This is a genomic window from Pseudarthrobacter xylosi (assembly GCF_055412765.1).
The window spans coordinates 357089-381426 of the sequence record NZ_JBVAYT010000004.1; the positions used below are offsets into that span (position 1 = coordinate 357089).

At 65.4% G+C, this 24338-nt stretch carries 21 protein-coding genes; 13 read left to right on the top strand and 8 right to left on the bottom strand.

From position 1 onward, the window contains the following. The first annotated feature begins 106 nt into the window (after positions 1-106). The 5 genes from ACZY1F_RS11720 (at position 107) to ACZY1F_RS11740 (ending at position 5422) form a co-directional block, all read left to right on the top strand. Positions 107-1189, top strand: coding sequence for an ABC transporter permease (locus tag ACZY1F_RS11720; protein ID WP_463941844.1), 1083 nt, complete (start codon positions 107-109; stop codon positions 1187-1189). Then, the gene (locus ACZY1F_RS11725; protein WP_463941845.1) at positions 1189-2202 is read left to right on the top strand and encodes an ABC transporter permease; all 1014 of its coding nucleotides are present in this window, start codon (positions 1189-1191) and stop codon (positions 2200-2202) included. The genes ACZY1F_RS11720 and ACZY1F_RS11725 overlap by 1 nt, the downstream gene beginning before the upstream one ends. Beyond that, positions 2199-3914 (top strand): ABC transporter ATP-binding protein, encoded by a 1716-nt coding sequence (locus ACZY1F_RS11730; protein ID WP_463941846.1) that lies wholly within the window; start codon positions 2199-2201, stop codon positions 3912-3914. The genes ACZY1F_RS11725 and ACZY1F_RS11730 overlap by 4 nt, the downstream gene beginning before the upstream one ends. Positions 3915-4034: 120 nt before the next feature. After that, positions 4035-4421, top strand: coding sequence for a chorismate mutase (locus tag ACZY1F_RS11735; RefSeq protein WP_056343785.1), 387 nt, complete (start codon positions 4035-4037; stop codon positions 4419-4421). Continuing rightward, a complete protein-coding gene (locus ACZY1F_RS11740; protein ID WP_463941847.1) occupies positions 4412-5422 on the top strand; it encodes a uroporphyrinogen decarboxylase/cobalamine-independent methonine synthase family protein in 1011 nt (336 codons plus the stop codon). The genes ACZY1F_RS11735 and ACZY1F_RS11740 overlap by 10 nt, the downstream gene beginning before the upstream one ends. 82 nt (positions 5423-5504) lie before the next feature. Here the strand turns inward: ACZY1F_RS11740 and ACZY1F_RS11745 are convergent, their stop codons facing one another. From ACZY1F_RS11745 to ACZY1F_RS11770, 6 genes are read right to left on the bottom strand one after another with little or no spacing between them, the layout of a single operon-like run. After that, complete coding sequence (locus ACZY1F_RS11745; protein WP_463941848.1) at positions 5505-6218, bottom strand: DUF4166 domain-containing protein; 714 nt, start codon at positions 6216-6218, stop codon at positions 5505-5507. Between the two features lie 41 nt (positions 6219-6259). Further along, positions 6260-7552, bottom strand: coding sequence for a DUF58 domain-containing protein (locus ACZY1F_RS11750; RefSeq protein ID WP_463941849.1), 1293 nt, complete (start codon positions 7550-7552; stop codon positions 6260-6262). Between the two features lie 11 nt (positions 7553-7563). Next, the gene (locus tag ACZY1F_RS11755) at positions 7564-8565 is read right to left on the bottom strand and encodes an AAA family ATPase (RefSeq protein ID WP_463941850.1); all 1002 of its coding nucleotides are present in this window, start codon (positions 8563-8565) and stop codon (positions 7564-7566) included. Continuing rightward, on the bottom strand, positions 8562-9797 hold the full coding sequence (locus tag ACZY1F_RS11760) for a DUF4350 domain-containing protein (RefSeq protein ID WP_463941851.1): 1236 nt from the start codon (positions 9795-9797) through the stop codon (positions 8562-8564). Before ACZY1F_RS11760 ends, ACZY1F_RS11755 begins: the two co-directional genes overlap by 4 nt. Positions 9798-9811: 14 nt before the next feature. Beyond that, complete coding sequence (locus tag ACZY1F_RS11765; protein WP_463941852.1) at positions 9812-10468, bottom strand: DUF4129 domain-containing protein; 657 nt, start codon at positions 10466-10468, stop codon at positions 9812-9814. After that, on the bottom strand, positions 10458-11540 hold the full coding sequence (locus ACZY1F_RS11770) for a DUF7847 domain-containing protein (RefSeq protein WP_463941853.1): 1083 nt from the start codon (positions 11538-11540) through the stop codon (positions 10458-10460). The genes ACZY1F_RS11765 and ACZY1F_RS11770 overlap by 11 nt, the downstream gene beginning before the upstream one ends. A 358-nt stretch (positions 11541-11898) precedes the next feature. Here ACZY1F_RS11770 and mtrA point away from each other — a divergent pair, with 358 nt between their 5' ends. The 7 genes from mtrA to secA all read left to right on the top strand — a co-directional run bounded on the left by mtrA (position 11899) and on the right by secA (position 22136). After that, positions 11899-12573: an MtrAB system response regulator MtrA gene (mtrA, locus tag ACZY1F_RS11775; RefSeq protein ID WP_056343773.1), complete on the top strand. Its 675-nt coding sequence runs from the start codon at positions 11899-11901 to the stop codon at positions 12571-12573. Next, positions 12545-14392 carry an MtrAB system histidine kinase MtrB gene (mtrB, locus tag ACZY1F_RS11780; RefSeq protein ID WP_463941854.1) on the top strand — a complete coding sequence of 616 codons (1848 nt, stop codon included), beginning with the start codon at positions 12545-12547 and terminating at the stop codon, positions 14390-14392. The genes mtrA and mtrB overlap by 29 nt, the downstream gene beginning before the upstream one ends. Continuing rightward, positions 14389-16107, top strand: coding sequence for an LpqB family beta-propeller domain-containing protein (locus ACZY1F_RS11785; RefSeq protein WP_463941855.1), 1719 nt, complete (start codon positions 14389-14391; stop codon positions 16105-16107). The genes mtrB and ACZY1F_RS11785 overlap by 4 nt, the downstream gene beginning before the upstream one ends. A gap of 63 nt (positions 16108-16170) precedes the next feature. Then, positions 16171-17127, top strand: a complete 957-nt coding sequence (locus tag ACZY1F_RS11790; RefSeq protein WP_463941856.1) for a ComF family protein — start codon at positions 16171-16173, stop codon at positions 17125-17127. Between the two features lie 199 nt (positions 17128-17326). Next, the gene (gene hpf / locus ACZY1F_RS11795; RefSeq protein WP_463941857.1) at positions 17327-18052 is read left to right on the top strand and encodes a ribosome hibernation-promoting factor, HPF/YfiA family; all 726 of its coding nucleotides are present in this window, start codon (positions 17327-17329) and stop codon (positions 18050-18052) included. Between the two features lie 32 nt (positions 18053-18084). Then, positions 18085-19350: a winged helix-turn-helix domain-containing protein gene (locus ACZY1F_RS11800; protein ID WP_463941858.1), complete on the top strand. Its 1266-nt coding sequence runs from the start codon at positions 18085-18087 to the stop codon at positions 19348-19350. 47 nt (positions 19351-19397) lie between these two features. Further along, a complete protein-coding gene (secA, locus tag ACZY1F_RS11805) occupies positions 19398-22136 on the top strand; it encodes a preprotein translocase subunit SecA (RefSeq protein WP_463941859.1) in 2739 nt (912 codons plus the stop codon). A 121-nt stretch (positions 22137-22257) separates the two neighbouring features. Here secA and ACZY1F_RS11810 read toward each other — a convergent pair whose 3' ends face one another. Further along, on the bottom strand, positions 22258-22725 hold the full coding sequence (locus tag ACZY1F_RS11810) for an Rv3235 family protein (RefSeq protein WP_463941860.1): 468 nt from the start codon (positions 22723-22725) through the stop codon (positions 22258-22260). 43 nt (positions 22726-22768) lie between these two features. Beyond that, positions 22769-23602 carry a LysM peptidoglycan-binding domain-containing protein gene (locus ACZY1F_RS11815; protein WP_463941861.1) on the bottom strand — a complete coding sequence of 278 codons (834 nt, stop codon included), beginning with the start codon at positions 23600-23602 and terminating at the stop codon, positions 22769-22771. 148 nt (positions 23603-23750) lie between these two features. Between ACZY1F_RS11815 and ACZY1F_RS11820 the strand changes: the two genes are divergently transcribed. Next, positions 23751-24323, top strand: a complete 573-nt coding sequence (locus ACZY1F_RS11820) for a hypothetical protein (RefSeq protein ID WP_463941862.1) — start codon at positions 23751-23753, stop codon at positions 24321-24323. Positions 24324-24338: the final 15 nt, after the last annotated feature.

A 24338-nucleotide genomic window follows, 5' to 3' on the forward strand; every position in this document is an offset into this window, starting at 1 on the left:
AGGTTCACAGGTAACACCCAACACCGCGTGAGGAGGTGGGGCCGGACGGCCCTGCCTCCTACGTGTTGGCTCCCAAAGTTCTAGATCCAAACCAAGCAGGGACAGCATGGCCACATTAATAGATGCGCCGCCGCCGACGGTTGCGGCACCCAAATCCAAGTCAGCGGGAGGTGGCCTGGGGAAATACATCCTGGTCCGCTTCCTGCTCATTTTCCCGACGATTTTCATCCTGGTTACCCTGGTCTTCTTCCTGATGCGGATCACCGGCGATCCCATTACGGCGGCCCAGGGCGGACGCCTCCCACAAGCCCAAATTGACGCCCTGATACACCAGGCCGGTTACGACCGGAACCTCTTCATCCAGTACATCGAGTACCTCGGCAACATCGCCACCGGCAACTTCGGCCGGACCATTTCAGATGGCCGGCCGGTGGTCGAGATGCTGGCCAAATTTGGTGCCGCCACCCTGGAACTGAGCATCAACGCCCTCGTGGTGGCGCTGCTGGTAGGAATTCCGCTGGGTATGTTTGCCGCCCATAAGCGGGACAAAGTTCCGGATGCAGTCCTGCGGATGTTCGCCATCCTTTGCTACGCCACCCCTGTCTTCTTTGCCGGCCTGCTGTTGAAGCTGACATTTTCGGTAGGCCTGGGCTGGTTCCCAGTGGCCGGCCGTGCTTCCACCACAACGGAATTGGCGATGGGCAGGCTCGCAGCGCCATCAGGTATCTACTGGCTGGACGCCCTGCGCAGCGGCAACCTGTCAGCCTTCGGCGACATCGTCCAGCACGCGGTTCTTCCCGCAGTCGCGCTAGGCCTCCTGACCGCCGGCGTCTTCCTCCGTCTGGTCCGCACCAACGTGATCGGCACGCTGGGCAAGGACTACGTTGAGGCAGGCAGGTCCCGGGGAGTCAGCGAATACCGACTGGTGACTAAGCATGCCTACAAGCCGGCCCTGATCCCCATCATCACGGTGATGGGTCTGCAGATCGCCTTGCTGCTCGGCGGTGCAGTGCTGACGGAAACCACGTTCGAGTGGAAGGGCCTGGGCTATCAGTTGGCCCAGTACCTCACCGCGCGTGACTTTGTCGCCGTCCAGGGCATCGTGATGTTGCTGGCCGTCATTGTGGCACTCACCAACTTCGCAGTGGATATTGCTGCTGCCCTGATTGACCCGCGAGTGAGGTACTGATGGGCACCGCAGTCTTGGAACCGAGAAAGAAGTCCTTGCTGGACCGGCTGCCGGTCTCGTCCCACATCCGCCAAAGCGTTGGACTGCAGCGCACCATGCTGCTGGCCGGCGTCGTGCTTTGCACGGTTTTTGTGCTGGCCGCTATATTTGCGCCGCTTCTGGCGCCCTACGGATATTCCCAGATCTCCGACGACGCCGGCTCGTTCCCGGCACAGGCCGAACCCGGTGGCAAACATCTGCTGGGAACGACAGTGGGTGGCTACGATGTCCTGTCCCGGGTGATCTGGGGATCGCAGACAGCCTTCGCGGTGATTGTTGCCGCCGTGCTGATGTCCATCTTCCTGGGCGTATTCCTCGGACTGGTGAGCGGTTATTTCGGCGGCTGGCTGGACCGCGTGCTGGTGGTCATTGCCGACGCAATTTACGCCTTCCCGACACTCCTTGTGGCTATCGTGATGTCGATCGCCATCAACAAGGGCCAGTCTGGATTCTGGGGCGGAATCCTCGCCTGCGGGTTCGCCATCACTGCAGTGTTTGTGCCGCAGTACTTCCGAGTTATCCGTGCTGAGACCATCCGGCTCAAGGCTGAACCGTTTGTGGAATCAGCGCAGGTTGTTGGCGCCTCCAGCGCCAGGATCATCAGCAGGCACATCTTCTCCAACGCGACCCGGACCCTGCCGCTGATCTTCACGCTGAACGCCTCCGAAGCCATCCTCACACTGGCAGGCCTGGGCTTCCTCGGTTTCGGTATTGAGCCAAGCTCCGCCGCTGAATGGGGCTTTGACCTGAACAAGGCGATGTCCGATGCCTCATCCGGTATTTGGTGGACCGGTGTGTTCCCCGGCATCGCCATCGTGTTGACGGTTGTCGGCCTCACCCTGGTAGGAGAAAGCATCAACGACCTGAACGATCCGCGGCTGCGCGGGCGCAAGGCTGCCGGCGCCAAGGGCGCCCCGGGACAATCAACCGCGGCCGCGCAGGCTGCCATCGCAGCGGATGTGAGAGGACTGTGACCATCAATATTGATTCGGTATCTGACCAGTCCAGGCCGGCAGACCAGCCAGTACTGGAGATCGACCACCTTAAAGTCACCTTCGCCACCGACGGCGGAGACGTCTACGCCGTGAAGGATGTCAGCCTCGACGTCCGCACCGGCGAGGTCCTGGCCATCGTGGGCGAATCCGGTTCCGGCAAGACTGTGACCGCGAAAACCATTCTCGGGCTGCTGCCGGAGACTGCCACCAGCGGGGGCGCCGTCCTGATCAACGGGAACGACGTGATCAGCGTCAGCGCCGCGAAGCTGAGGCAGATCCGCGGCCGCGATGTGGCCATGGTGTTCCAGGAGCCCTCCACGGCCCTGAACCCGGTGTTCACCGTAGGCTGGCAGATTGCCGAGGGCATCCGTGCCCACGCCGGCGGTGCCGGCGGGAAGCGGGTTTCGGCCAAGGATGCCAAGGCCCGTGCCATTGAGGCGCTGCGCAAAGTGGGGATCCCGGATCCGGAACACCGGGTCAACTACTATCCGCACCAGTTCTCCGGCGGCCAGAAGCAGCGCGTGGTGATCGCCGCCGCGCTTGCCCTGAACCCGGGACTGATTGTGGCCGACGAACCCACCACGGCCCTGGATGTCACGGTCCAGGCCGAAATCCTGGAGCTGCTCCGGGACCTTCGGGACAAGTACGGCACATCAATCGTGCTGATCACCCACAACATGGGTGTGGTGGCCGACCTCGCGGACCGCGTGGTGGTGATGTACCAGGGTGATGTGGTGGAGGAAGCGCCGGTGCGGGTGCTGTTTGCCGAACCCAAAGAGGACTACACCAAGAAGCTGCTGGCCGCCGTGCCCCACCTGGGCCGGAACTCGGCCTCGGAGGGCCTGTTGGAACGCGCCCACCAGGGCTCATCGGTCCTGGTGGAGGCAACCAACCTGACCATCGAGTATCCCGGCAGGCTGGGAACGCCGGCCTTCAAGGCCGTGGATGGGGTCAGCTTTACGGTGTCCCAGGGTGAAGTCTTCGGACTGGTGGGCGAATCCGGCTCAGGGAAAACCACCATCGGCCGGGCCATCGCCGGCCTGAACCGGACCACCGGCGGCAGCCTGAAGGTGCTCGGCTACGAGATGCTGAACTTTAAGGAACGGACCTTCAAGCCCCTCCGGAAAGATATTGGCTTTGTGTTCCAGGACCCGGCAGCGTCCTTCAACCCCCAGCTGACCATCGGCGACTGCGTGGCGGAACCCATGATCATCCACACCAACCCGAGCCCGGCGCAGGCGCGCAAACGCGTTGCTGAACTGCTCGAATCCGTGCAGCTGCCGGCGTCGTACGCTGAACGGTACCCGCACGAGCTGTCCGGTGGGCAGCGGCAGCGGGCGTCGCTGGCGCGGGCACTGATCCTGAACCCGCGGCTGCTCATCGCTGACGAGCCGACGTCGGCATTGGACGTCTCCGTGCAGGCAAAGGTCCTGGAACTCTTCAAGGAAATCCAGGCCGAGTTCGGGTTTGCGGCCCTGTTCATCAGCCACGACCTCGCGGTGGTGGACATACTGTCGCAGTGGGTGGGCGTCCTCTACAAGGGCAAACTCGTGGAGCAGGGCATCGGCAGCCAGGTGATGGGCGCGCCGCAGCACGACTACACCAAACGGCTGATTGCCTCCCTGCCGGTTCCTGATCCGGACGAACAGGCCCGACGCCGGGAAGCACACCGGGCGCTGTTGGCGCAGTAACCACCATCGGCGGCCCCACATCCGCGGCACCACCAGACGGACATCCCGCCCACCAGGCGGGGTGTCCGTCCGCCGCTTAACACCGGAAGGATTTCCGCGGCGGCCCCATAGACTTGGACCATGACGCAGCAAAACCACGATGTTCCCGACACCGACACCTACGATGCCGCCGCGAGTTCGCTGGCAGGCCAGGTGGACAACTCGGTGATGGCGGAACTGCTGTCCATCCGCTCCAGCATCGACAACATCGATGCGACCCTGGTGTACCTCCTGGCCGAACGGTTCAAGGCCACCCAGAAAGTGGGCTTCCTCAAGGCCGCGCACCGGCTCCCCGCAGGGGACCCCGGCCGGGAATCCGCCCAGATCGCACGTCTCCGGCGGCTGGCAGAGGATGCACACCTCGATCCCGCCTTTGCGGAGAAGTTCCTGAACTTCATCATCGGCGAGGTCATCCGCCATCATGAAGCCATCGCCGAGGACCACCAGGCCGCTGCAGAGTGGAAGTAACTGCCACCGGGCTCGGGCCCTGGCCGGGGGAGGACCCCGTGGAGGCTGCCCGCATTATCCGCGGCGAGCTCGGCAGCCCGCACCTGCCGTTCCTGGCGGAGCTTCCGGACCGTGGAGTCGGCTCCGACGCCCTGGGGCGGACAGCCGCACTCCTGGTTGAAATGGCCGTGGATGTCCAGCCGTACGGCTGGCGGCTCGTTGACCGTCCGGGCAAGGATTTCCGCCGCGCCGCGTCTGCCCTGTCCACCGACATCAACGTCCTCGCAGACGTTGCCGGCGCCGAGGACACCCCGGCCCCGGAACTCAAGGTCCAGCTGCTGGGACCGCTGGGTCTTGCCGCCGGGCTGCACCTGCACAACGGCGAACGGGCACTGATCGATTACGGCGCACGCCGGGACATTGCCCACTCGCTTGCCGCCGGGGTTGGTGGCTACCTGTCCCGGATCTCCAGCGCGGTTCCGGGCGCGCGGCTGGTGGTCCAGGTCGATGAGCCTGATATCGCCGCCGTACTGGCCGGCACCATTCCGACCTCGAGCGGTTACCGCACGCTGCGGGCGGTGGGTGGCCAGGAGGTCGCCGAGTCTTGGCAGGTGGTGATCGAGGCGCTCCGTGCGGCGGGCGCCGCCGAAATCGTTATCTCCGTGCCTGAAATTGAGGCCCCCATCGACCGGATCATTGCCGCCGGTGCCGACGGCGTGGCCGTGCCGCTGAAGGCATTGACCACACGGCAGTGGGAGCAGTTGGCCACAGCGGTGGAGGCAGGCAAGCGGATCTGGGCTGGTGCCCTGGACGTCAGCCGCGGCACACTGCCCAGGGCGGCCGACGTCGTGGAGTCCGTCTGGCGGCCGTGGCACGAGCTGGGGCTCCCGGCGTCGTCCCTGGCCAGTATCCGGGTCACCCCCTCGGCCGGACTTTCCGGCCATACGCCGGCCACCGCCACAGCGGTGTTGGGCCGGCTCACCCAGGTGGCCGACGGACTGAACCAGCGCGCGCACGGGTAACTGCAACGCGGGGTCACTTCCGGCCCAATAATTGCTGAGTATTAGGCCGGAAGTGACCCCGCGTTGCGTTTTGGTTTGGGAGCTACACGCGGTCTTCCCAACGGTCCGGCTGGGCGTAGCGGGGCAGGAAACTTTGCGCCGAACTGCCGCCGATGTATGGGCGCAGGCGGTAGTCGAAGCCGCCCGCATAGACAAGGACCTGCCCGATCTGCGGCTGGAGGACCTTGACCTGGATTCGGTGCTGACCGTTCTCGCCGGCGGCGCCGTCCCACCACTGCTCGGCGTAGGCCTTGGCGTCGACGGTGGCCGGGAGCGGCAGGCGGAGGGGGCCTAGGAAAAGCCGCGACGCATCGGAAACACCGCGCAGCCTGCCCTCGGCTGTCACGCTGAGTTTGAGGTCGGTCACCATGCGTCGGTAACGGCCCAGGTAGTCCACAAGCCGCGGGCTGCCGTCGGAATCCACGAGGCTGGTGGTGTCCTGGAAGATCCGGAGATGCCCTGGGAAGCGGATTTCCCTTCGGGCAGTCAGGCTGGAGCGGCCGAAAGGATCCTGGTGCGCATGGTTTTCAATCCGGAAGGGGATGCCTTCGCCGTAATCCGGGAAGAACGCGTCCTCGCCGGAGGTGAGCTTGAGCAGGGGCCGAAGCCATGCCTGCCGGCAGCCCACAACGTCGAACACGCCCTCCCCGACGCCGTAGTGCCCCGAGCCCGGTGCGAGGGAAAAGTACTCCTGAAGCTCGGGCTGCAGCCGCTGGAAGTCCTCGCCCAGGGCCTGCCGGTAAATAGGGACGTTCATCATGACCTCCTGGCCGGTACCGTCAGCGGTGCTGCCGTAATTCACAATCTACCGGCCGCCTTGAGCCGGATGTACATGTCGGCGAGCTGCGGCGGCAGCTGGTGTGGTTCCGCGTCCACCACTTCCACCCCGTGGTGCCGGAGCTCGGCGCTGACCGCCGCCCGCTCCAGCAGTACGCGTTCAGCCGCTGCCGCCCGGAACACCCCGGCGGCGTTCTCACGTTCACGCAGCATCTGCCCCAGCAGAGGATCACGGACGGCGGCCACCACCACAACGTGCTGCTGGGCGAGCTGCGCGGCCACGGGTATGAGCCCCTCCTCCGGTGCCCCGCCGTCCAATGCGGTCAGCAGCACCACCAGGGACCGGTGGGCGGAAACCGCCCGGATCTGCCCCGGAAGGCTGGACCAGTCCAGCTCGATCAGTTCAGCCTCGAGGGGCGCCATTGCCTGCACCAGCTGACCCAGGAGGTTCCCCGTGGTTGCGGAACCGGCCCGGGCCCGCGGCCGGCGGTCGTAGGCCAGGAAATCTACCCGGTCCCCGCCACGCTCGGCCAGGACCGCCAGCAGGAGCGCCGCTTCGATGCCGGTATCCAGCCGTGGTTCGTCCTCGATCCTCGCCGCTGATGTGCGGGACGTATCCAGCATAATCACCACGCGGCGGTCGCGTTCCGGGCGCCAGGTGCGGACGACGACGGCGGACCGGCGGGCGGTGGCGCGCCAGTCGATGGACCGGACGTCGTCCCCGCGGACGTAGTCCCGCAGCGAGTCGAATTCGGTGCCGGCACCACGGATCTGCACGGCGGCCTTGCCGTCGAGTTCGCGGAGTTTCCTGAGCTTCGACGGCAGGTGCCTGCGGGAATGGAACGGTGGCAGGACCTGCAGGAGGCCAGTGCAGTCAAACGTGCGCTGGCGTGCCGCAAGCCGAAGTGGTCCATGCGAGCGGACAGTGACGTGCCGGGCGCCCACGTCGCCACGGCGGACCGGCCGTAACCGGACTGTCATCCGGCGGCCTTCCAGGGCGGGAATGTCCAGGTCCTGGACCGGATTCACCGCCCCGGCAGACGGCTGCCACGCGTCCCGGACGGTGGCCCGCAGTGGTCGCCGGCCACCGTTGCGCAGGGTGAGGACCGAAGAAGCCATGCCATGCAGGGCTACGTTTCCGGGTTCGGCGCGCGTGACGATGATGGCCCGCGGGGACGCGGCCAGGCCAAGGTCCAGACCCAGAAGGGCAGCGAGCGCCACGACCACGCCCAGGACCGTTCCCCAACCGGGGAACAGCAACACCGGCACCAGGCCCAGCAGTGCCAGCAACACGAACCGTCCGGAGAGTGCCATGTGCAGGCGGATCAGCGGGGGACGGGGACGGAGGCCAGGATGCTGCCCAGGACATCGTCCACGCGGACCCCGTCCATCTGGGCATCAGGCTGCAGCGCCACCCGGTGGCGCAGGCACGGCAGTGCCAGTGCCTTCACGTCGTCGGGGGTGACGAAACTGCGGCCGGACAACCATGCCCAGGCGCGGGAGGTGTTCAGCAGTGCAGTCGCGCCACGGGGCGAAACGCCTAGCTGGAACGACGGCGCCTGCCGGGTTGCGCGCACCAGGTCCACGATGTAGCCGATGATTTCCGGTTCGACGGCAACGGTGGCCACAGCCTGCCGCGCCCGTTCGAGGTCCTCGGCGCCGGCCACCGCACGGACACCGGCCGCAGCAAGGTCGCGCGGATTGAAACCGGCGGCATGCCGCCGGATCACTTCCACCTCGTCAGTCCGGCCGGGCAGCGGCATGGTGAGCTTGAGTAGGAACCGGTCCAACTGCGCCTCGGGCAGCGGATAGGTTCCCTCGTACTCCACAGGGTTCTGGGTAGCCGCCACCAGGAAGTTCGCCGGCAGCTGCCGGGACACGCCGTCCACCGAGACCTGCCGCTCCTCCATGGCCTCCAACAGAGAAGCCTGCGTCTTCGGCGGCGTCCGATTGATTTCGTCGGCCAGCAGGATGTTGGTGAAGACCGGGCCCTCGCGGAAACTGAACTCCGAGGTGTGCGAGTCATAGACCAGGGAACCAGTGATGTCGCCGGGCATCAGGTCAGGGGTGAACTGCACGCGTTTGGTGTCCAGGCTCAGCGCGGCGGACAGTGCACGGACCAGGAGTGTCTTGGCCACACCGGGCACGCCTTCGAGGAGAACATGCCCTTGGGAGAGCAGCGCGATCAGGAGTCCCGTGACGGTGGCATCCTGGCCCACCACGGCTTTCGCAACCTCGTGGCGGACATCCAGCAGTGCCTGCCGGGCGGGATCCAGAGTCCGCGGGGAAGTGTCCATGATATGCGGGGCGCCGTACGGTTCGTTCATCGGGTCCTGACCTCGTTCTCTAGTTTGTCCAGTTCCTGTGCCCATTGCACCAGCCGGGCTGCGGTACTGGGGCTTTCCACGATCAGGCCGCTGATATCGGTGACCGGCCGGCCCAGGTGCCGGGCCGCTGCCTGCACGACGTCGTCGGCAGTGGCCTCGGATCCCACTCGAAGGGCGTGTGCCAGACGAACCAGGGTGCCTGCCCGTAGGTTGTCCCGCGCCCGGTCCAGTGCGTGCGAATCCTGATAAAGGCGCGCGCGGCCTTCGGCGGTCTCCACGGCTTTAACCACCACGGGCAGCGGTTCAAAGACGAGCGGGCCCAGGCGGCGCCCCCGCCATACGACGGCGAGCACGGCCACAAAGACCAGCCACGGCCCCAGGAAAGCCATCCAGTCAGGGGCGAGGTCATCAAGTGTCTGCGTTGAATCCGCAGCGGCAGCGTCGCTCAGTCCGGGCAGGTACCAGACAAGGTCCCCTGAGCTGCCCAGCGTCCGCAGGGCCAACGCGGCATGGCCGTGGTCGGCAAGCCCGCCGTTGTTGAGGAGGGCGGTGCTGCCGAGGACGGTCAGGCCGCTGTCGTCCGTGCGGGCAAGCAGCCCGGCGGTGCTTCCCGGCGGGCTGAAGCACACCGTGCCGCCGTCGTACAGGAAGCCGCCGGTTCCGGACACGGCACCTGCCGCGGCGGGATCGCTGAGATCGCAGCCCGGTGCCAGGAGCGCCGTTGACTCAGGCACCACGCCGGCCTGGCTGATGCCGGTATCGAGGGCCCTCAGCGTGCCCAGCCGCGGCGTCACCACTACCACCCGTCCTGCACTTGCGGTCAGCTCGTCCAGCCGGGATTGGTCCAGGAACCCGCTCCGGTCGTACAGGAGCAGGGTGGCACCTGGCCGGTCCGCGAGTGCCGCCGTGGCGGCATCAAAGGATTCAACATCCTGCACCTCCACTCCGTGGCGGCCCAGTATCTCGCTCACCGCCCTGGCGCCGTTCGGCCCGGCGTTGTGGACGGACAAAGGCAGGGAATCGCCCTTTGGCGCGAGCTGGGAGGAAATAACCACGGCCAGTCCGACGGCGGCCACCGCGCCGATCGCTGCCCCGCCGCGGTGCCGCCGGAGCCAGGAACCCGCACCGGGCCCGGAATCCGATCGGAGTGCAGGGGCGGAACCCGGCTGCGCCTCCTCTGCACTCTGCGTCAGTAGGTTGGGCGTCAGGCGATCCTGCGAAGGGTTCTGCATGGTGGGACCCTGCGTCATCGCGGAACCGCCGGTTCGTCACGTTCAGCGGGCAGGGACGCGCTCGCCGGCGTGAGGGACTGCAGGGTGACGTCCAGCCTGCGCACGGCGGCATAGTCGGCCTGGTCTGCGTATTCATTGCCGTAGCGGATCCCGTCGAACGTACGCGCAGTCTCCGTCAGGCGGCCGGCCTCTGACGGAAACGGTGCGGCCAGTTCGTGTGCCACCTCGTCCGCGGTCCGGCCAGGCCGCGCGTCGAGAACCGTTCTGTCCTCGGCCGTTCGCACCAGCGCACGGAAACAGTCCACGACGGCGGCACTATAGTTGCCGGCCGCGGCTGCGGATTCCGCGCGCTGGCGGTAGGCCGTGGCACTGACTGTTGCGTCGGCGTCGAACACGTCTCCGGCACGCTTGGCTTTCGCGTTGAGGCGCGGACGGGCCAGGATGACCGCGGCGCCAATCAGCACGGCGATGGCCACGCCGATCCACGGCGCCGTCACGGTGCTGTCCGGGCCGGAGCCGCCGTCGAGGGACCGCAGCCAGTCCAGGATGTCGGCCCAGACGCTGTCCAGCCAGCCGGGGGCCGCGTGACGGTATTCCGGCTTGGCAAGTTCTTCGGCGGCCCAGCGGCGGGCCTCATCGCGGCCAGGCAGGACCGGCGGTTCAGCGGCCATCCGGCCATGCCCCGAATGGTGGCGCTTCGTTTGGCGGTGTCCCGTAGGGCGGCCGAAGAGTTTGGCCGGGTCCTGTCCCGTAGACCGGGACGCCGCGGCCCGGGACGCCGTCGGGATCCGCCCCCGATTCCAGCAACCGGAGCAGGGCGATATCCAGTCCATCCCGGCGCATCCTGAGGTCAAGGTAGAGCAGCGCCATGACGGAGGTCTGGAAAGCGAACCCCACCGCTCCCACCACTGCACCAACGATCGCGGTGGCAACGCCCGCCACCACGGCCGCCGTCATGGCCTGCTCTGCACCGCCATGTGGTGAGACCACGCCGGTGTAAAAGCCGGAGAGGAGAGAGACCGGAATGGTGACGATCTGGGCGATAACCCCCACCATGATGCCCACCACCAGTGTGATGCCCAGCAGCCGCCACCAGCTGTTTCGTGTGAGTTCCCAAGAACGGCGTATGCCGGCCACCGCCCCGAGCTCCTCCACCACCACGGCGGCCGGCGCCACCATCAGCTTGATGTAGACCCACACGTACAGCACAAAGCACACAAGACCCAATGGGATCAGGATCAGGGCGCCCATTCCACCCACCGTGCTGACCAGCAGCACTGCCAGCGCCACAAACAGTAGTGCTACGAGGAGCCCGGCGCCGACCAGCAGCGCCGCGAGACGGATGAGGGCCCACGCGCGGGACCGCGCCAGAGCCCACATCTGCCTGAAGCCAGTGGGACGGTTAAGGACGGACCTGGCGACCGGAACCACCATGGCGCCCTGAAGGACCGCCGAAAGGAAAACGGTCAGTACCGACACGAGCACGACGCCGGACGCGAACGTGAGCACCACCGGGACAAGGTCCTGCTCCGTCAGTCCCTCCGCCCAGGTCTCCAGCGAGGCAGCGGACGTTGCGGAAAATGCCGTGAGGACTGCCGTGAGCACTGCGGCGAGCGTCTGCGCCAGCAGCGCGGCGCCCAGCATGGCCTTGGCATTGCGCCGGATCGCCTGGAAGGAGCCGTCCAGGATCTCGCCGAACATCAGCGGGCGCAGGGGGACGATGCCGGGTTTGGGAGGTGCCACGTAGCGGGGCTGTTGGTAGGGCGACGGGGCGCCGTAGGGGTTGTGCGGAGGAGTGCCCCAAGCCGGCGGGCCACCCTGAGACGGGCCCCAAACCGGCGGTCCGCCCCAGGAATGCTGTGCAGGGCCGGGCTGCGGACCCCACGGAGTCGGGCTCCCTGGCGGCTGGCTGCTCCCAGCCTCGCCGGCAGGATTCGGCTGCTGTATGTTCGGATCCTGGTTTGGCACCCTGTTCCTTCCCCCGTGCGGGACTGTCCGCGTGTTGCCAGCCTATAGTTCCGGCGTCGGGCGTCATAGCGCGGCGCCATGCCGTAAGCCCGTTGAGCAGGACAAACCCTGTTCAATGAGGGAACATATAACTATGAAGGCACGCATTCTGGTAGTTGACGATGACGAAGCGCTGGCCGAAATGATTGGGATTGTTCTGCGCAATGACGGCTTTGAGCCGGTTTTTTGCGCCGACGGCAGCCAGGCGCTGGATATTTTCCGTTCATCGAAGCCTGACCTCGTGCTGCTTGACCTGATGCTTCCCGGCGTGGACGGCATCGAGGTGTGCCGGCAGATCCGTTCCGAATCGGACGTGCCCATCGTGATGCTCACCGCGAAGTCGGATACGTCCGACGTCGTCCGTGGCCTTGAGTCCGGCGCAGACGACTACGTGCCCAAGCCGTTCAAACCCGCCGAGCTGGTGGCACGGGTGCGTGCCCGCCTGCGGCCCGGCGACCAGAAGGCGCCTGAAACCCTGCGGATCGCAGACATCACCATCGACGTGGCCGGCCACACCGTGAAGCGTGCCGATGAGCGGATCTCGCTGACGCCCCTGGAGTTCGACCTCCTCGTAGCGTTGGCCCGGAAGCCATGGCAGGTGTTCACCCGCGAGTTGCTCCTGGAGCAGGTCTGGGGCTACCGGCATGCTGCGGACACCCGGCTGGTCAACGTTCACGTCCAGCGCCTCCGGTCGAAAATTGAACGGGATCCGGAAGCTCCCGAAGTTGTATTGACGGTTCGTGGTGTCGGCTACAAAGCAGGTTCCTGAGCCCTCAGGACCAGAAGCGCACCGCGCCCCGGACCCTCCCGCTGCCAAGGGCCCGGAGCATACGGATGCGCTGCCGGCGGAGCTGGCAACACTGCCGTTCCGGGCGCGGATATGGCGGCGCCGTGGAGTCATCGTGGGGCTACGGGTTGGCCGCCTCGTCCAGATCGGCGTGACCCGTTTCTTTCCTGCGGTCCGTTTTGCCGGGCGGTCCATGCGGCGGCGCTGGCGCCGGTCCCTTCAGTTCCGGACCGTCCTGACTACCCTGCTGTTGGCCGTGACATCCTTTGGTGCCGTTGGCGCCTACCTGTCCAACCAGATCGCAAACAACCTTTTCCAGGAGCGCCTGACCCAGGCAGAATCCGAAACCCGTTACTACGTCAAGCAGGTCCAGGAGACGTTCGACGGCGCCCAGGTCACCGACCAGTCCAGCGTCATCACGTTGGTCTACGACACTCTGAACGCCGTGGAGGGCCGCGGCTCTGTCATCCAGCGCCGCTACGTTTTCGAGGCCAAACCCGAGCAGACCAAACCCAGGAACCGCTGGGTGGAGTCGCGGGCGTCGGATCAGCTGACCGTCAGCGTCATCCCGCCTGAACTCCGCACGGCAGTCCAGGCGTCAGGCAAAGACCAGTACTGGGCATCCACCGTGATTCCGGTAGGTACAGAGGACAGGCCGGGCATCGCCGTGGGCAACCTGGTGACATTCAACGGGACCGTGTATGAGCTGTACCTGATCTATGACGTCAACACGGCCCAGCAGACGCTCGACGAAATCCAGAGTGTCCTCTTGGCCGGCGGCGCGGTGCTGGTGCTGATGATCGGGGCTATCGCCTGGTACGTCACCCGAAACGTGGTCAGTCCGGTCAGCCACGCTGCCCTGGTGTCGGAGAAGCTCGCGGCCGGCCAGTTGCAGGAGCGGATGGTGGTCAAGGGCGAGGACGAGGTGGCACGCCTCGGGGCTTCGTTCAACCACATGGCCGCCAGTCTCCAGGAGCAGATCACCCAGCTGGCCATGCTGTCCCAGATGCAGCAGCGGTTTGTCTCCGACGTCTCGCACGAACTCCGCACGCCCCTGACTACCGTCCGGATGGCCGCGGAGGTGTTGTACGACGCCCGCCACGACTTCGACCCAATCAACAAGCGCTCCGCCGAACTCCTTTACAACCAGGTTGAGAGGTTCCAGTCCCTGCTGGCCGACCTTCTCGAGATCTCCCGCTTCGATGCGGGAGTGGCCATGCTAGACGCCGAGCCCGAGGACATCCTGCAGGTGATTGCCCACGTCATTGACGGGGCGGCGCCCGTCGCGGCCGAATACGGCTCAGAGATCATCCTCCGGGCGCCCGCCGAGGGAATTGTCGCGGAAATGGATGCCAGGAGGATTGACAGGATCCTGCGAAACCTCATCCTGAATGCTGTGGAGCATGGCGAAGGCAGGCCGGTCACCGTGACTGTGGCAGCCAACCAGTCAGCGGTGGGGGTTGCTGTCAGGGACCAGGGGATCGGCATGACTCCGGCCGAGGCCGCCCGGGTCTTTGACCGATTCTGGCGTGCGGATCCGGCCCGGGCCCGCACCACCGGAGGCAGCGGCCTGGGCCTGTCCATCGCCATGGAGGACACGAAACTCCATAACGGCTGGCTGCAGGCATGGGGAAACAAGGGGAGAGGGGCCAATTTCCGGCTGACCATTCCGTTGCGCCAGGGCGAGGAGATCGACCGCTCACCCGTGCAGCTTGAGCCGGAGGACATCATCCTCCCCGACCTTCCTCATGCCGCGAGCGCGCTGGTACTGGGACCAGGAACGCCGAAGGAGTCGTCATGACGGGACGAGAAGTGCGCATAATGCTGAAGAGGAGCGTTGTGCTGCTCGTAGTTGTCCTGCTGCTGGCTTCGTGCGCGCGCATCCCCACTGCTGGGCCGGTGGGGAAAAGCGCGGAAGGCAGCGCCGGAAACGTTAATGCACCGGTATTCCTCCCGGCCGCGCCCCAGGCAGGCGCTTCTCCGGAAAACATCATTGATTACTTCTACCGTGCCGGCACCGGTTACGAGGGTGACTACGCGGTAGCCCGCGAATACTTGACGCAGGCGGCATCTGTGTCCTGGAAACCCGACCAGCGCGCACTGGTTTATCGTGAAGCGAAGGTGGTGGGCACCGGCGTCGACAACGTTTACAACTACCAGCTGGATGTTTCCTACAGCGTGGATGTTGATGGTATTGCCACCCAGATGCCCGAAGGCACCATCGAGAACATTCCGGCCACGCTCACCCAGGTGGACGGCGAATGGCGGATCTCAGCAATCCCGGACGGAACCGCGATCCCTGAGGAAACCTTCAAGGTCATTTACGGGGCGTACCCCATCTACTTCTACGATCCCAGCTTCACATATGCCGTGCCCGACGTCCGCTGGTTCATCAAGAACAAGACCGTCAAAGCGATGACCAGCGCCCTGCTTGCCGGCCCCGCACCCTATCTTCGCGGAGCCGTGGTGAGCGCCTTCCCGTCAGGCATCAAACTTGCCCGCGAATCGGTTCCGGTGGTGTCCGGAGCCGCGCAGGTGGACCTCACCGCCAAGGAACTCACGGAGGCGTCCACGGAGGACAGGCTCCGGATGCAGACACAGCTTGCACTCACGTTCCGCAGCCAGCCCGACGTCGTTAATGTGGAGCTGCACGCGAACCAGGACCTGGTCCGGGTCGAGGACAACGGCTCGGTGCTGCCCCCGGTGCGGGACAAAAACGTGCCGGTCCGCGAGATTGCCGTCAGCGGCAACGAGCTGGTTCGCTACGAGAACAACAGGGTCTCCCCGCTGCCGGATATGCAGCCTGTTTCCTCGCTCGGGCCGCGCTACCCGGCGGAATCCCCGGTGTCCCAGACTGTGGCTTTCCTAAATGAAAGCCGGACGACGCTTTACAGCATGGTGCCGGGACAGCCGGCCCGGGCGCTGACAACGCGCACCACCATCACGCACCCTTCCTTCAGTCTCTATGACTGGGTGTGGGCCGCAGGGCCGGGAGCAACCGGGGGTACTGAGGTGGTGGCCTATCGGCCCATCGGGGTGGCCGAAGGTGCGGCCGTTCCCACGGGTACCCTCACGCCGTCCTGGCTGGCGGGACGAATCGTCAAGGAGCTGAGGATTTCCCGCGAGGGCGTTCGGGCGCTGGTCATTTCGGAACAGAACGGCAACACGAAGGTGCAGATTGCCGGGATCATCCGGAATGCCGACGGGACTCCCCGGGAACTGACTGCCCCGATCACCCTGGTGGCTTCCGGCGACCCGGACCAGGGCGTCTGGGTGAACGACACCACCGTTGCCGTGATGAAGGCATCGGCAGGCTCGAACGTCACGCCGGAGCTGCTGTCCCTCACATCCGGACAACCCCAGCAGCTGGCGCCCTGGCCTGGCCTCGTGTGGCTCAGCGCCGGCAACGGGCTGGAGGAAATCTACGGCCAGTCGGCCGAGGGTATTTTCCAGCGGCTGGGCAACGGCTGGTCTCCCCAGCTTAAGGGTCCCATCGACCCCTCATTCCCCGGCTAGCGTGTTCTCCACATAGCGGGGCCGGGGGGTTCCGGGGCCGCGGCCGGGAGGCCACCATAGGGTGTGACCGAAGCTCAGCCCGCACGTCCTCCTGCGCGGCACCTTCCTGTGCTGCGCTCTCCTGCGCGCAACTCCGAGGGCCGTGCCGCGAGTGGCGCCGAGGACAGTCCTGCCAGAAGTGCGGCAGGCCTGGATCCGGATCTCCTGCCTCCTGCGCCGCACGCCAAGCATCGCGGCGGCCACCGCCGCCGTTGGCTGCGGGCGGCCGACCAGATGGGCGCCGCCGCCGCGGAGCTGCTGGCACTTGCCGTTCCCGTGGACTGCGTCTGCTGTGGTGCGGAGGACCTGGCCATATGCGTCGCGTGCGAACGCCAGGTGCGCCTGCTGACCAGGCAGCCGTTCCGGGCAGAGGAACAGGCGCCGGCCCTGATGAACGTCGACGGCGGCCTGATCCTGCCCGTGGTGGCGGCGGGGGTGTACCGCGAGGAGTTGGCTCAAGCCGTGCTGTCGTTCAAGAGCCATGGCCAGCACCAGCTCACTACTGTCCTGGCGCGGGGCCTGGGGCGGGGCATTGCCGCGGCCGTGGCCGGCGTAGACGGCGTCTGCCTGGTTCCGGTGCCCAGCAGTACGGCCGGCTATGTCAAGAGGGGCTTCAGCCCGGTCCACCTCCTGCTTGCAGAGTTGCGGCGTGGGACCACCCTTCCCGGGGCATCGGTGGTTGACGTGGTCCGGAAGTCCAGGCGCCGCGCCGCACTGGAACGGCTGCCTGGAGGTCAAAAGGGACTCGGCCGTGGTGCCCGGGCGAGCCGGGTCAGGGGGTCCATGAAAGTCCCGGAACGTCTGGTCGCGCGAGTGTCCGGCCGCCGGTGCATCATTGTCGACGACGTCCTCACCACAGGGGCCACATTGGCGGAAGCAGCCCGCGCCCTCCACCTCAGCGGCGCCGTGGTGGTAGGGGCGGTTGTGCTCGCCGCGACACGCCCGCCGGATTCAGCTGGCGGCGAATCGCCAGGCCCGTGAGGTGGCGGAAAGCGGCCCGTCTTAGAAAAAAATAAACGAAGAAAGGATGAATAACAGGTGGCTATGAACTAACGTCGGTTGTGGGTACCAAGAACAAGTTGTACCTTTCGATGGCGGCTCGGAAAGGGGCTCGACTGTCAAGCAGATCGGCCCATGGGAAGTGTCGCCGTCGTGTCACCGAAGTCATTTGGAGGGCACCATGGAGTTTATGATCAGCGGACGAAATCTGACGGTCTCAGACCGCTTCCGCGAATACGCCGGTGAGAAGATCTCGAAGATCGAATCACTTGGCGACAAGGTCCAGCGGGTTGATGCGAAGGTTTCCAAAGAAACGAACGCACGCCAGACCGGAGACCAGCTCACTGTTGAAGTGACGGTTCTGGGCCGGGGACCCGTAATCCGTGCCGAAGCCAGCGCCGCAGACAAATTCGCTGCGTTCGATCTCGCCTACACCAAGCTGCTTGAACGCCTCCGCCGCGCCAAGGACCGCAAGAAGGTCCATCACGGGCGCCACACCCCCAAGGCAGTACGTGAAGCCACCGCGTCACTGGAACCCGCCAGTGCCAGTGAGCCCCTTTACGTCGAGGCGAGCCATCACAGCGAACCCCAGGCAGCACCAGTTCAGCCCTCGCCCTACGAGGTGGAGAACGACATTCCGGCAGGGGACTCCCCGGTGCTGATCCGGCGCAAAGTGTTCCCTGCGGCCTCCCTCACCCTTGACGATGCCGTGGACAACATGGAGCTCGTGGGCCACGATTTCTACCTCTTTGTGGACAAAGCCACCAACACGCCCTCGGTGGTCTACCGGCGCCGTGGCTGGACGTACGGCGTAATCACCCTGGACCACGAATGCGAACCGGGGGACACCGCCGTCGAAGAAAAAATCATCGCCTACCGCTCCGATGACGAGGCTGCGAAAGTCTAGGGTGGTTCACACCCCTCAATGAAAGGACTGATGTGCCAGCGACGCTGAGCCTTAACCAGGCCCGGCGGATCGCCCTGGCAGCTCAGGGACTCGACAAAGGACGGCCCGCCGGCCCCGTGACCACACGGACGGTGGGCCGTACCTTTGCCCGGATCCAGCTTGTCCAGATCGATTCCGTCAACGTGTTGTCCCGCAGCCACTTTCTGCCCTTCTTTTCAAGACTCGGCAACTACGACCGCAACATCCTCCAGCGGATGGCCAGCTCGCCTCCCAGACGAATGATGGAGTATTGGGCACACGAGGCCAGCTTCATCCGGCCCGATCACTTCCAGGACCTCCGATTGTGGCAGAAACGCACGTGGGTGGGGGCGTCCGCCATGGACCCGGAGCTGCGCGACGCGGTGGCCGGAAAGATCCTTGGCGCCCTCGCCGCCGGGCGGCCCATGACGGCGGCGGAACTGACGGTCGACATAGGACACGTGGAGGACCGGAGGGGCGACAACTGGGGATGGAACTGGAACGCCGTCAAACGCGTGCTTGAAGACCTGTTCGAGGCCGGCATCATTTCGGCGGCATCCAGAACCGAGCAGTTCGAGCGGAAATACACGCTGACCGCCAGGGTGCTGCCGCGCGGGCTTGCCCCCGAAGCCACGCCGGACCCTGTTGGGGCCATGCATCGGCTCATCGACGCGGCCGCGCAGGCCCATGGCATCGGAACCGTGAAGTGTTTCGCGGACTACTTCCGGACGCCTGTCAAGGCGGCAGCCGCGTCGGTGGACCATCTGGTCAGCCTCGGGAGGCTGGAACCGGTGGCTGTCGCGGGCTGGGACCGGAAGGTGTACCTCCATGCCGACGCCGCCAGGCCGCGGCGGGCAGCTGGGCGGGCCCTCCTCAGTCCCTTTGACTCCTTGGTCTTCGAACGGCGCCGGCTGGAGGAACTCTTCGGGTTCCATTACCGGATCGAGATTTACACGCCCGCACACCTCCGGCGCTTTGGGTACTACGTCCTGCCGTTTCTCCTCGGCGACACCATCGTGGCGAGGGTGGACCTTAAAGCGGACCGTGCAGCGGGGAAACTGTTGGTCAGGTCCGCTTATGGTGAGCCGGACGCGCCGCCAGGGACCGCCGTCGAACTCGCCGCCGAGCTGGAACTCATGGCCGGGTGGCTGGAGCTGGGGGACATTGTGGTCAGCCCGGTAGGGGATCTGGCGGAGTCCCTCGCGGGTGCATTGCACCACCGTGCCGGTCCGCTCAGCTCTGAGGGAACACCGGCCGCGTGGCCTGTGTCTCTCCCGTAGACTAAAAACGCCAGAATTCGGCGGCATAAGACTGGGAGTATCTTCACGTGGCATCACTTATCGAAAAACTTCTCCGCACGGGTGACAAAAAAACCCTGCGGCAACTGCGGAACTATGCCGACTCCATCAATGCGCTCGAAGACTCGTTCAAAACCTTCACGGATGCTGAGCTCCGCGAGGAAACTGACCACCTCCGCGCCCGCCACCAGGACGGCGAGCAACTGGACGATCTGCTTCCGGAGGCGTTCGCCGCCGTGCGCGAGGCCTCGTCCCGCACCCTGGGCATGCGTCACTTCGACGTCCAGCTTATGGGAGGCGCGGCACTCCACTTGGGCAACATCGCCGAAATGAAGACCGGCGAAGGCAAGACCCTCGTGGCCACTGCGCCCGCCTACCTTAATGCCCTCACCGGCAATGGCGTCCACGTCATCACTGTGAACGACTACCTGGCCGAGTACCAGTCAGATCTCATGGGCCGGGTCTACCGCTTCCTTGGCCTGACCAGCGGTTGCATCCTGTCCAACCAGGATCCCGCGGTGCGCCGGCAGCAGTACGCCGCGGACATCACCTACGGCACCAACAACGAATTCGGTTTTGACTACCTCCGCGACAACATGGCGTGGGACCAGTCAGAACTCGTCCAGCGCGGCCACAATTTCGCCATCGTTGATGAGGTCGACTCCATCCTCATCGACGAAGCCCGCACGCCGCTCATCATTTCCGGCCCGGCCCAGGGCGACACCAACCGGTGGTATAGCGAATTTGCCAAGGTGGTGCAGCGCCTGAAGGCCGGCGAGGACTACGAGGCGGACGAGAAGAAGCGCACGGTGGGCGTCCTTGAAAGCGGCATCGAAAAGGTGGAGGACTACCTGGGCATCCAGAACCTCTATGAATCCGCGAACACTCCCCTCATCGGGTTCCTGAACAACGCCATCAAGGCCAAGGAACTGTTCAAGCGGGACAAGGACTACGTCATCCTCGACGGCGAAGTGCTGATCGTTGACGAACACACCGGCCGCATCCTGGCCGGGCGCCGCTACAACGAGGGCATGCACCAGGCCATCGAGGCCAAGGAAGCCGTGGAGATCAAGGCCGAAAACCAGACCCTGGCCACGGTGACGCTCCAGAACTACTTCCGGATGTACTCCAAGCTGGCAGGCATGACCGGCACGGCCGAGACTGAAGCCGCCGAGTTTATGGGCACGTACAAGCTCGGCGTGGTGGCCATCCCCACCAACCGGGACATGCAGCGTCTCGACCAGTCGGACCTGGTGTTCAAGAACGAGAAGGTGAAGTTCGACGCCGTTGTGAAGGACATCGCCGAGCGTCACGATGAGGGCCAGCCGATCCTAGTGGGCACCACGAGTGTCGAAAAGAGCGAATACCTCGCCGGGCTGCTCGCTAAAGAAGGCATCCGGCACGAGGTCCTGAACGCCAAGAACCACGCCCGTGAAGCCGCCATTGTGGCGCAGGCCGGACGCAAGGGTGCTGTCACGGTGGCCACCAACATGGCAGGCCGAGGCACTGACATCATGCTGGGCGGCAACGCCGAATTCACCGCGGTGGCCGACATGGCCAAGCGCGGGCTGGACCCGGAAGAGAATTCCGAAGAGTACGAGGCCGCCTGGCCGGCTGCCCTGGAGGCGGCCAAGCAGTCCGTGAAGGATGAACACGAGGAAGTGCTGAACCTCGGCGGGCTGTATGTCCTGGGAACTGAGCGTCACGAATCCCGCCGCATCGACAACCAGCTCCGTGGCCGTTCCGGCCGCCAGGGCGACCCCGGCGAATCACGCTTCTACCTCTCCCTGACCGATGACCTGATGCGGCTGTTCAATTCCGGCGCAGCCGAACGGCTCATGAACAGCTCCGTCCCGGATGATGTGGCCTTGGAATCGAAACTGGTTTCCCGGGCCATCGCGTCTGCGCAGGGCCAAGTTGAAGGCCGCAACGCCGAGCAGCGCAAGAATGTCCTCAAGTACGACGACGTCCTGAACCGCCAGCGCGAAGCCATCTATGGTGACCGACGCCGGATCCTCGAAGGTGACGATCTCCACGAGAAGGTCCAGTTCTTCGTGGAGGACACCATCACCGCCCTGATCGACTCCGCCACGGCCGAAGGCAATGGCGACGACTGGGACTACACCCAGCTGTGGACCAACCTCAAGACGCTCTACCCCGTCAGCGTCACAGCGGAAGAGATCATCGAGGAGGCCGGTGGCAAGTCCAAACTCACTGTTGAGTTCCTCAAGGAAGAACTGCTCTCCGACGCCCGCGTGGTCTACCAGACCCGGGAAGAGACCATCGGTTCTGAAAGCATGCGCGAGCTGGAACGCCGCGTAGTGCTGTCGGTCATTGGGCGTAAGTGGCAGGAACACCTCTATGAGATGGACTACCTCAAGGAAGGCATCGGCCTGCGCGCTATGGCACAGCGTGACCCGCTGGTGGAATACCAGCGGGAGGGCTTCACCATGTTCCAGAGCATGATGGAGGCCATCCGCGAGGAAAGCGTCGGTTTCCTGTTCAACCTTGAAGTTGAGGTGACTCCGGCCCAGGATGTGGTGGTTCCGGACGCGGCCGGTGGCCACACCGAGCACGTCGAGCCGCAGATCCACGCCGCCGGCCTGGAAGCGCCGGAGAAGCCTGTTCAGCTCCAGTACACGGCTCCCGGCGAAGACGGTGCATCCCAGACCCGGGTGGAAGGCCGCTCCTCGTCGAAGTCCGGCAACCCGGCCAAAGCTGCAGCGCAGGACGCCACCAAGCGTCCGGCCAAGAAAAAGCGACGGTAAAGCAGCCACGGTTCCAGGAACGAACCTGTAGGACGTAGCTGGATACAAGAAGTGCCCGGGGCAATTTGGCTTCGGGCACTTCTTCGTCTGTGAACACTTCCTGCCAATTGTGGGCAACCGGTCAGCCGACCATGAACTCAGTCACCCGCCAGACCTGCTTGCTGCGTTCAAGCCGGACCGCTACTGCCCGGGCGCGGACATCGTCAACCACCACGGCGCTTGCCTCATAAATGCCCGGGGCGACCTCGCAGGCGCGGACCGAGCGCACGATGGAGTTCCTGTGCAGCCGGGCCAAGGCTGGCGAAGCTGACCGGGCCTGTTCGCGGCGGATCAGGGCCGAGCGGTGCTGCAGAACGGCGAGGCAGCGCGGATCCAGGCGGCGGGCGAGCTGGTGGATCGGCCGGATGCCGGCGAGGACTTCCATGGCCGCCTGCACGGTACTGCGTGTGATCGCCAGGATTTCGGAGTTCTCGTCTGCAGCACGCAGTGGTGCCGCTGGCGCGGAAGTGGTTCGCGGAGGTACCTGGCGGACTGCTGCCCCGCGGCCCGGGCTAACTGTGGCGGAGCGGATTGGCGTAACTGCGTACATGTGATTCCCCTTAGTGGTGAGCTGATGAATGTCGGAACGTCGGTCAGGCGGTGGAAGGTGCTTTCAATATCTGCCCGGGCAGCAGGACATGCGGAGTCTCGCCGATCTGGGATTTGTTGGCCTCATACCAGCGGGGCCAGTGCAGGGCGACGTCCACATCCGAAGCGGCCGGGCCCAAGTGGCGGGAGGCGATGTCCCACAGTGTGTCGCCGGCCAGTACCGTGACCTCACTCAATGCCGGCGTTGTGGTCTGCTCCGCCCGGACGGGCTGGGCAGCCATCAGGCCGGGATCCATAACCGGCGGGCTGGGACGCCAGTCGGGACGGATCGCAGCCGCAGGAGCCTGGGTGGTCTGTTTCCCTGGATCCCCGGGAGCTGTTGCCTCTGCTTCCGGGATCAGCGGGTGGTCGCTTGTGGGGGACCACTGGGCCTGGATGGCTGCGCCGTCGACCCGTATGTCCTGGACGGCCACTTCCTGTGTGGGTACCCAGGCGGGTCCGGCCGGCGGTATGGCGGCATGGGCCAACGGTGCCGTCAAAAGTTGCACCGCGAGTGCGGCCACAGCGAGCCGTCGCATAAAGGCCGGGCAGCACATGCCTGCTCTGTCAGCGGCCCGCCGATTACCGCATTTGTCCAGCAGGGCAGCCGTTGCAGCCGCAATCATCGAGAAGACCCACCACGCCACGATGGCCAGCCCTGCGGCAACTGCCGCGGCACCCAGTAGGTCATCGACGTCCGGGCCTTGCCGACGGGCTGTGGACAGTTGCCACCGATCCACCATGCCCCAGCCGGCAGCGCAGAGGAAGAATCCCAACAGGAGGATGGACGCCGCCATAACGGCGTCTGCGCGGAGTCCGCGTGCTGCAGCTGCCATCATGGTGCTCCAATCTTATGTTTGATGCAGTTTGATGCTGTTTGATCGATCTAAGATCAGTTTGACGCAGCTGGGCTGGATTTGTCCAGAGACTGGAGAGAAGTTGTTGGTGAATTGACCCCGGATAAAGCCGCGCCCTACGCTTGGCCCCATGCGTTGGGATGCTCTGTTCACTGACATGGAGGCACAGTTCGCCGAGGGCGAGCGGCTGACCGCTGATGCCGAGATCTCTGAGCGGGCGAGGGCGGAAACAGCCTCCGTAGCCCTGGCTGACCGCTTGCGGGGTTCCTTGGACAGTCACGTGGCCGTGCACCTGATGTGTGGACGCGTCTTTGAAGGAACCTTGAGTCATGCCGGCGCGGACGCCCTGGTCCTGAACGAGTTGCGTCACCAAGTACTGATTCCGTATGGCGCGGTGGCGAGCTACACAGGCTTGGGGCGGGTCTCCGTGGCCGAGACGTCGCAGGTGCGGCGCCGGATCGGATTGGCACATGCGCTGCGGGGCCTCGCGCGGGACCGGGCCGAACTTGCCATTATCATGCGCCACGCGCCGGAAAGAGGCTTCGGGCTGGCCGGAGTTATTGACAGGGTAGGCAGTGACTTTCTGGACCTGGCGCTGGTCAGTCCCGGGGAGTCCCGGCGGGCATCGCAGGTCCGGCAGGTTGCCACGATTCCGTTTGCGGCGCTGGGTGCCCTTCGGTCACGGAGTGTAGGGGAGCTCTAGCTGCGGGCCGGAGTT

Bases quoted from the DNA above. Each gene is read 5' to 3' on its own strand.
- ACZY1F_RS11745 (WP_463941848.1), bottom strand. From the start codon at position 6,218: ATGAACGTCCCTATTTACCGGCAGGCCCTGGGCGAGGACTTCCAGCGG.
- ACZY1F_RS11750 (WP_463941849.1), bottom strand. From the start codon at position 7,552: ATGGCACTCTCCGGACGGTTCGTGTTGCTGGCACTGCTGGGCCTGGTG.
- ACZY1F_RS11820 (WP_463941862.1), top strand. From the start codon at position 23,751: ATGCGTTGGGATGCTCTGTTCACTGACATGGAGGCACAGTTCGCCGAG.
- ACZY1F_RS11735 (WP_056343785.1), top strand. From the start codon at position 4,035: ATGACGCAGCAAAACCACGATGTTCCCGACACCGACACCTACGATGCC.
- mtrA (WP_056343773.1), top strand. From the start codon at position 11,899: ATGAAGGCACGCATTCTGGTAGTTGACGATGACGAAGCGCTGGCCGAA.
- ACZY1F_RS11720 (WP_463941844.1), top strand. From the start codon at position 107: ATGGCCACATTAATAGATGCGCCGCCGCCGACGGTTGCGGCACCCAAA.
- ACZY1F_RS11815 (WP_463941861.1), bottom strand. From the start codon at position 23,602: ATGATGGCAGCTGCAGCACGCGGACTCCGCGCAGACGCCGTTATGGCG.
- ACZY1F_RS11810 (WP_463941860.1), bottom strand. From the start codon at position 22,725: ATGTACGCAGTTACGCCAATCCGCTCCGCCACAGTTAGCCCGGGCCGC.
- hpf (WP_463941857.1), top strand. From the start codon at position 17,327: ATGGAGTTTATGATCAGCGGACGAAATCTGACGGTCTCAGACCGCTTC.
- ACZY1F_RS11755 (WP_463941850.1), bottom strand. From the start codon at position 8,565: ATGAACGAACCGTACGGCGCCCCGCATATCATGGACACTTCCCCGCGG.
- ACZY1F_RS11765 (WP_463941852.1), bottom strand. From the start codon at position 10,468: ATGGCCGCTGAACCGCCGGTCCTGCCTGGCCGCGATGAGGCCCGCCGC.
- ACZY1F_RS11785 (WP_463941855.1), top strand. From the start codon at position 14,389: ATGACGGGACGAGAAGTGCGCATAATGCTGAAGAGGAGCGTTGTGCTG.
- ACZY1F_RS11760 (WP_463941851.1), bottom strand. From the start codon at position 9,797: ATGCAGAACCCTTCGCAGGATCGCCTGACGCCCAACCTACTGACGCAG.
- ACZY1F_RS11725 (WP_463941845.1), top strand. From the start codon at position 1,189: ATGGGCACCGCAGTCTTGGAACCGAGAAAGAAGTCCTTGCTGGACCGG.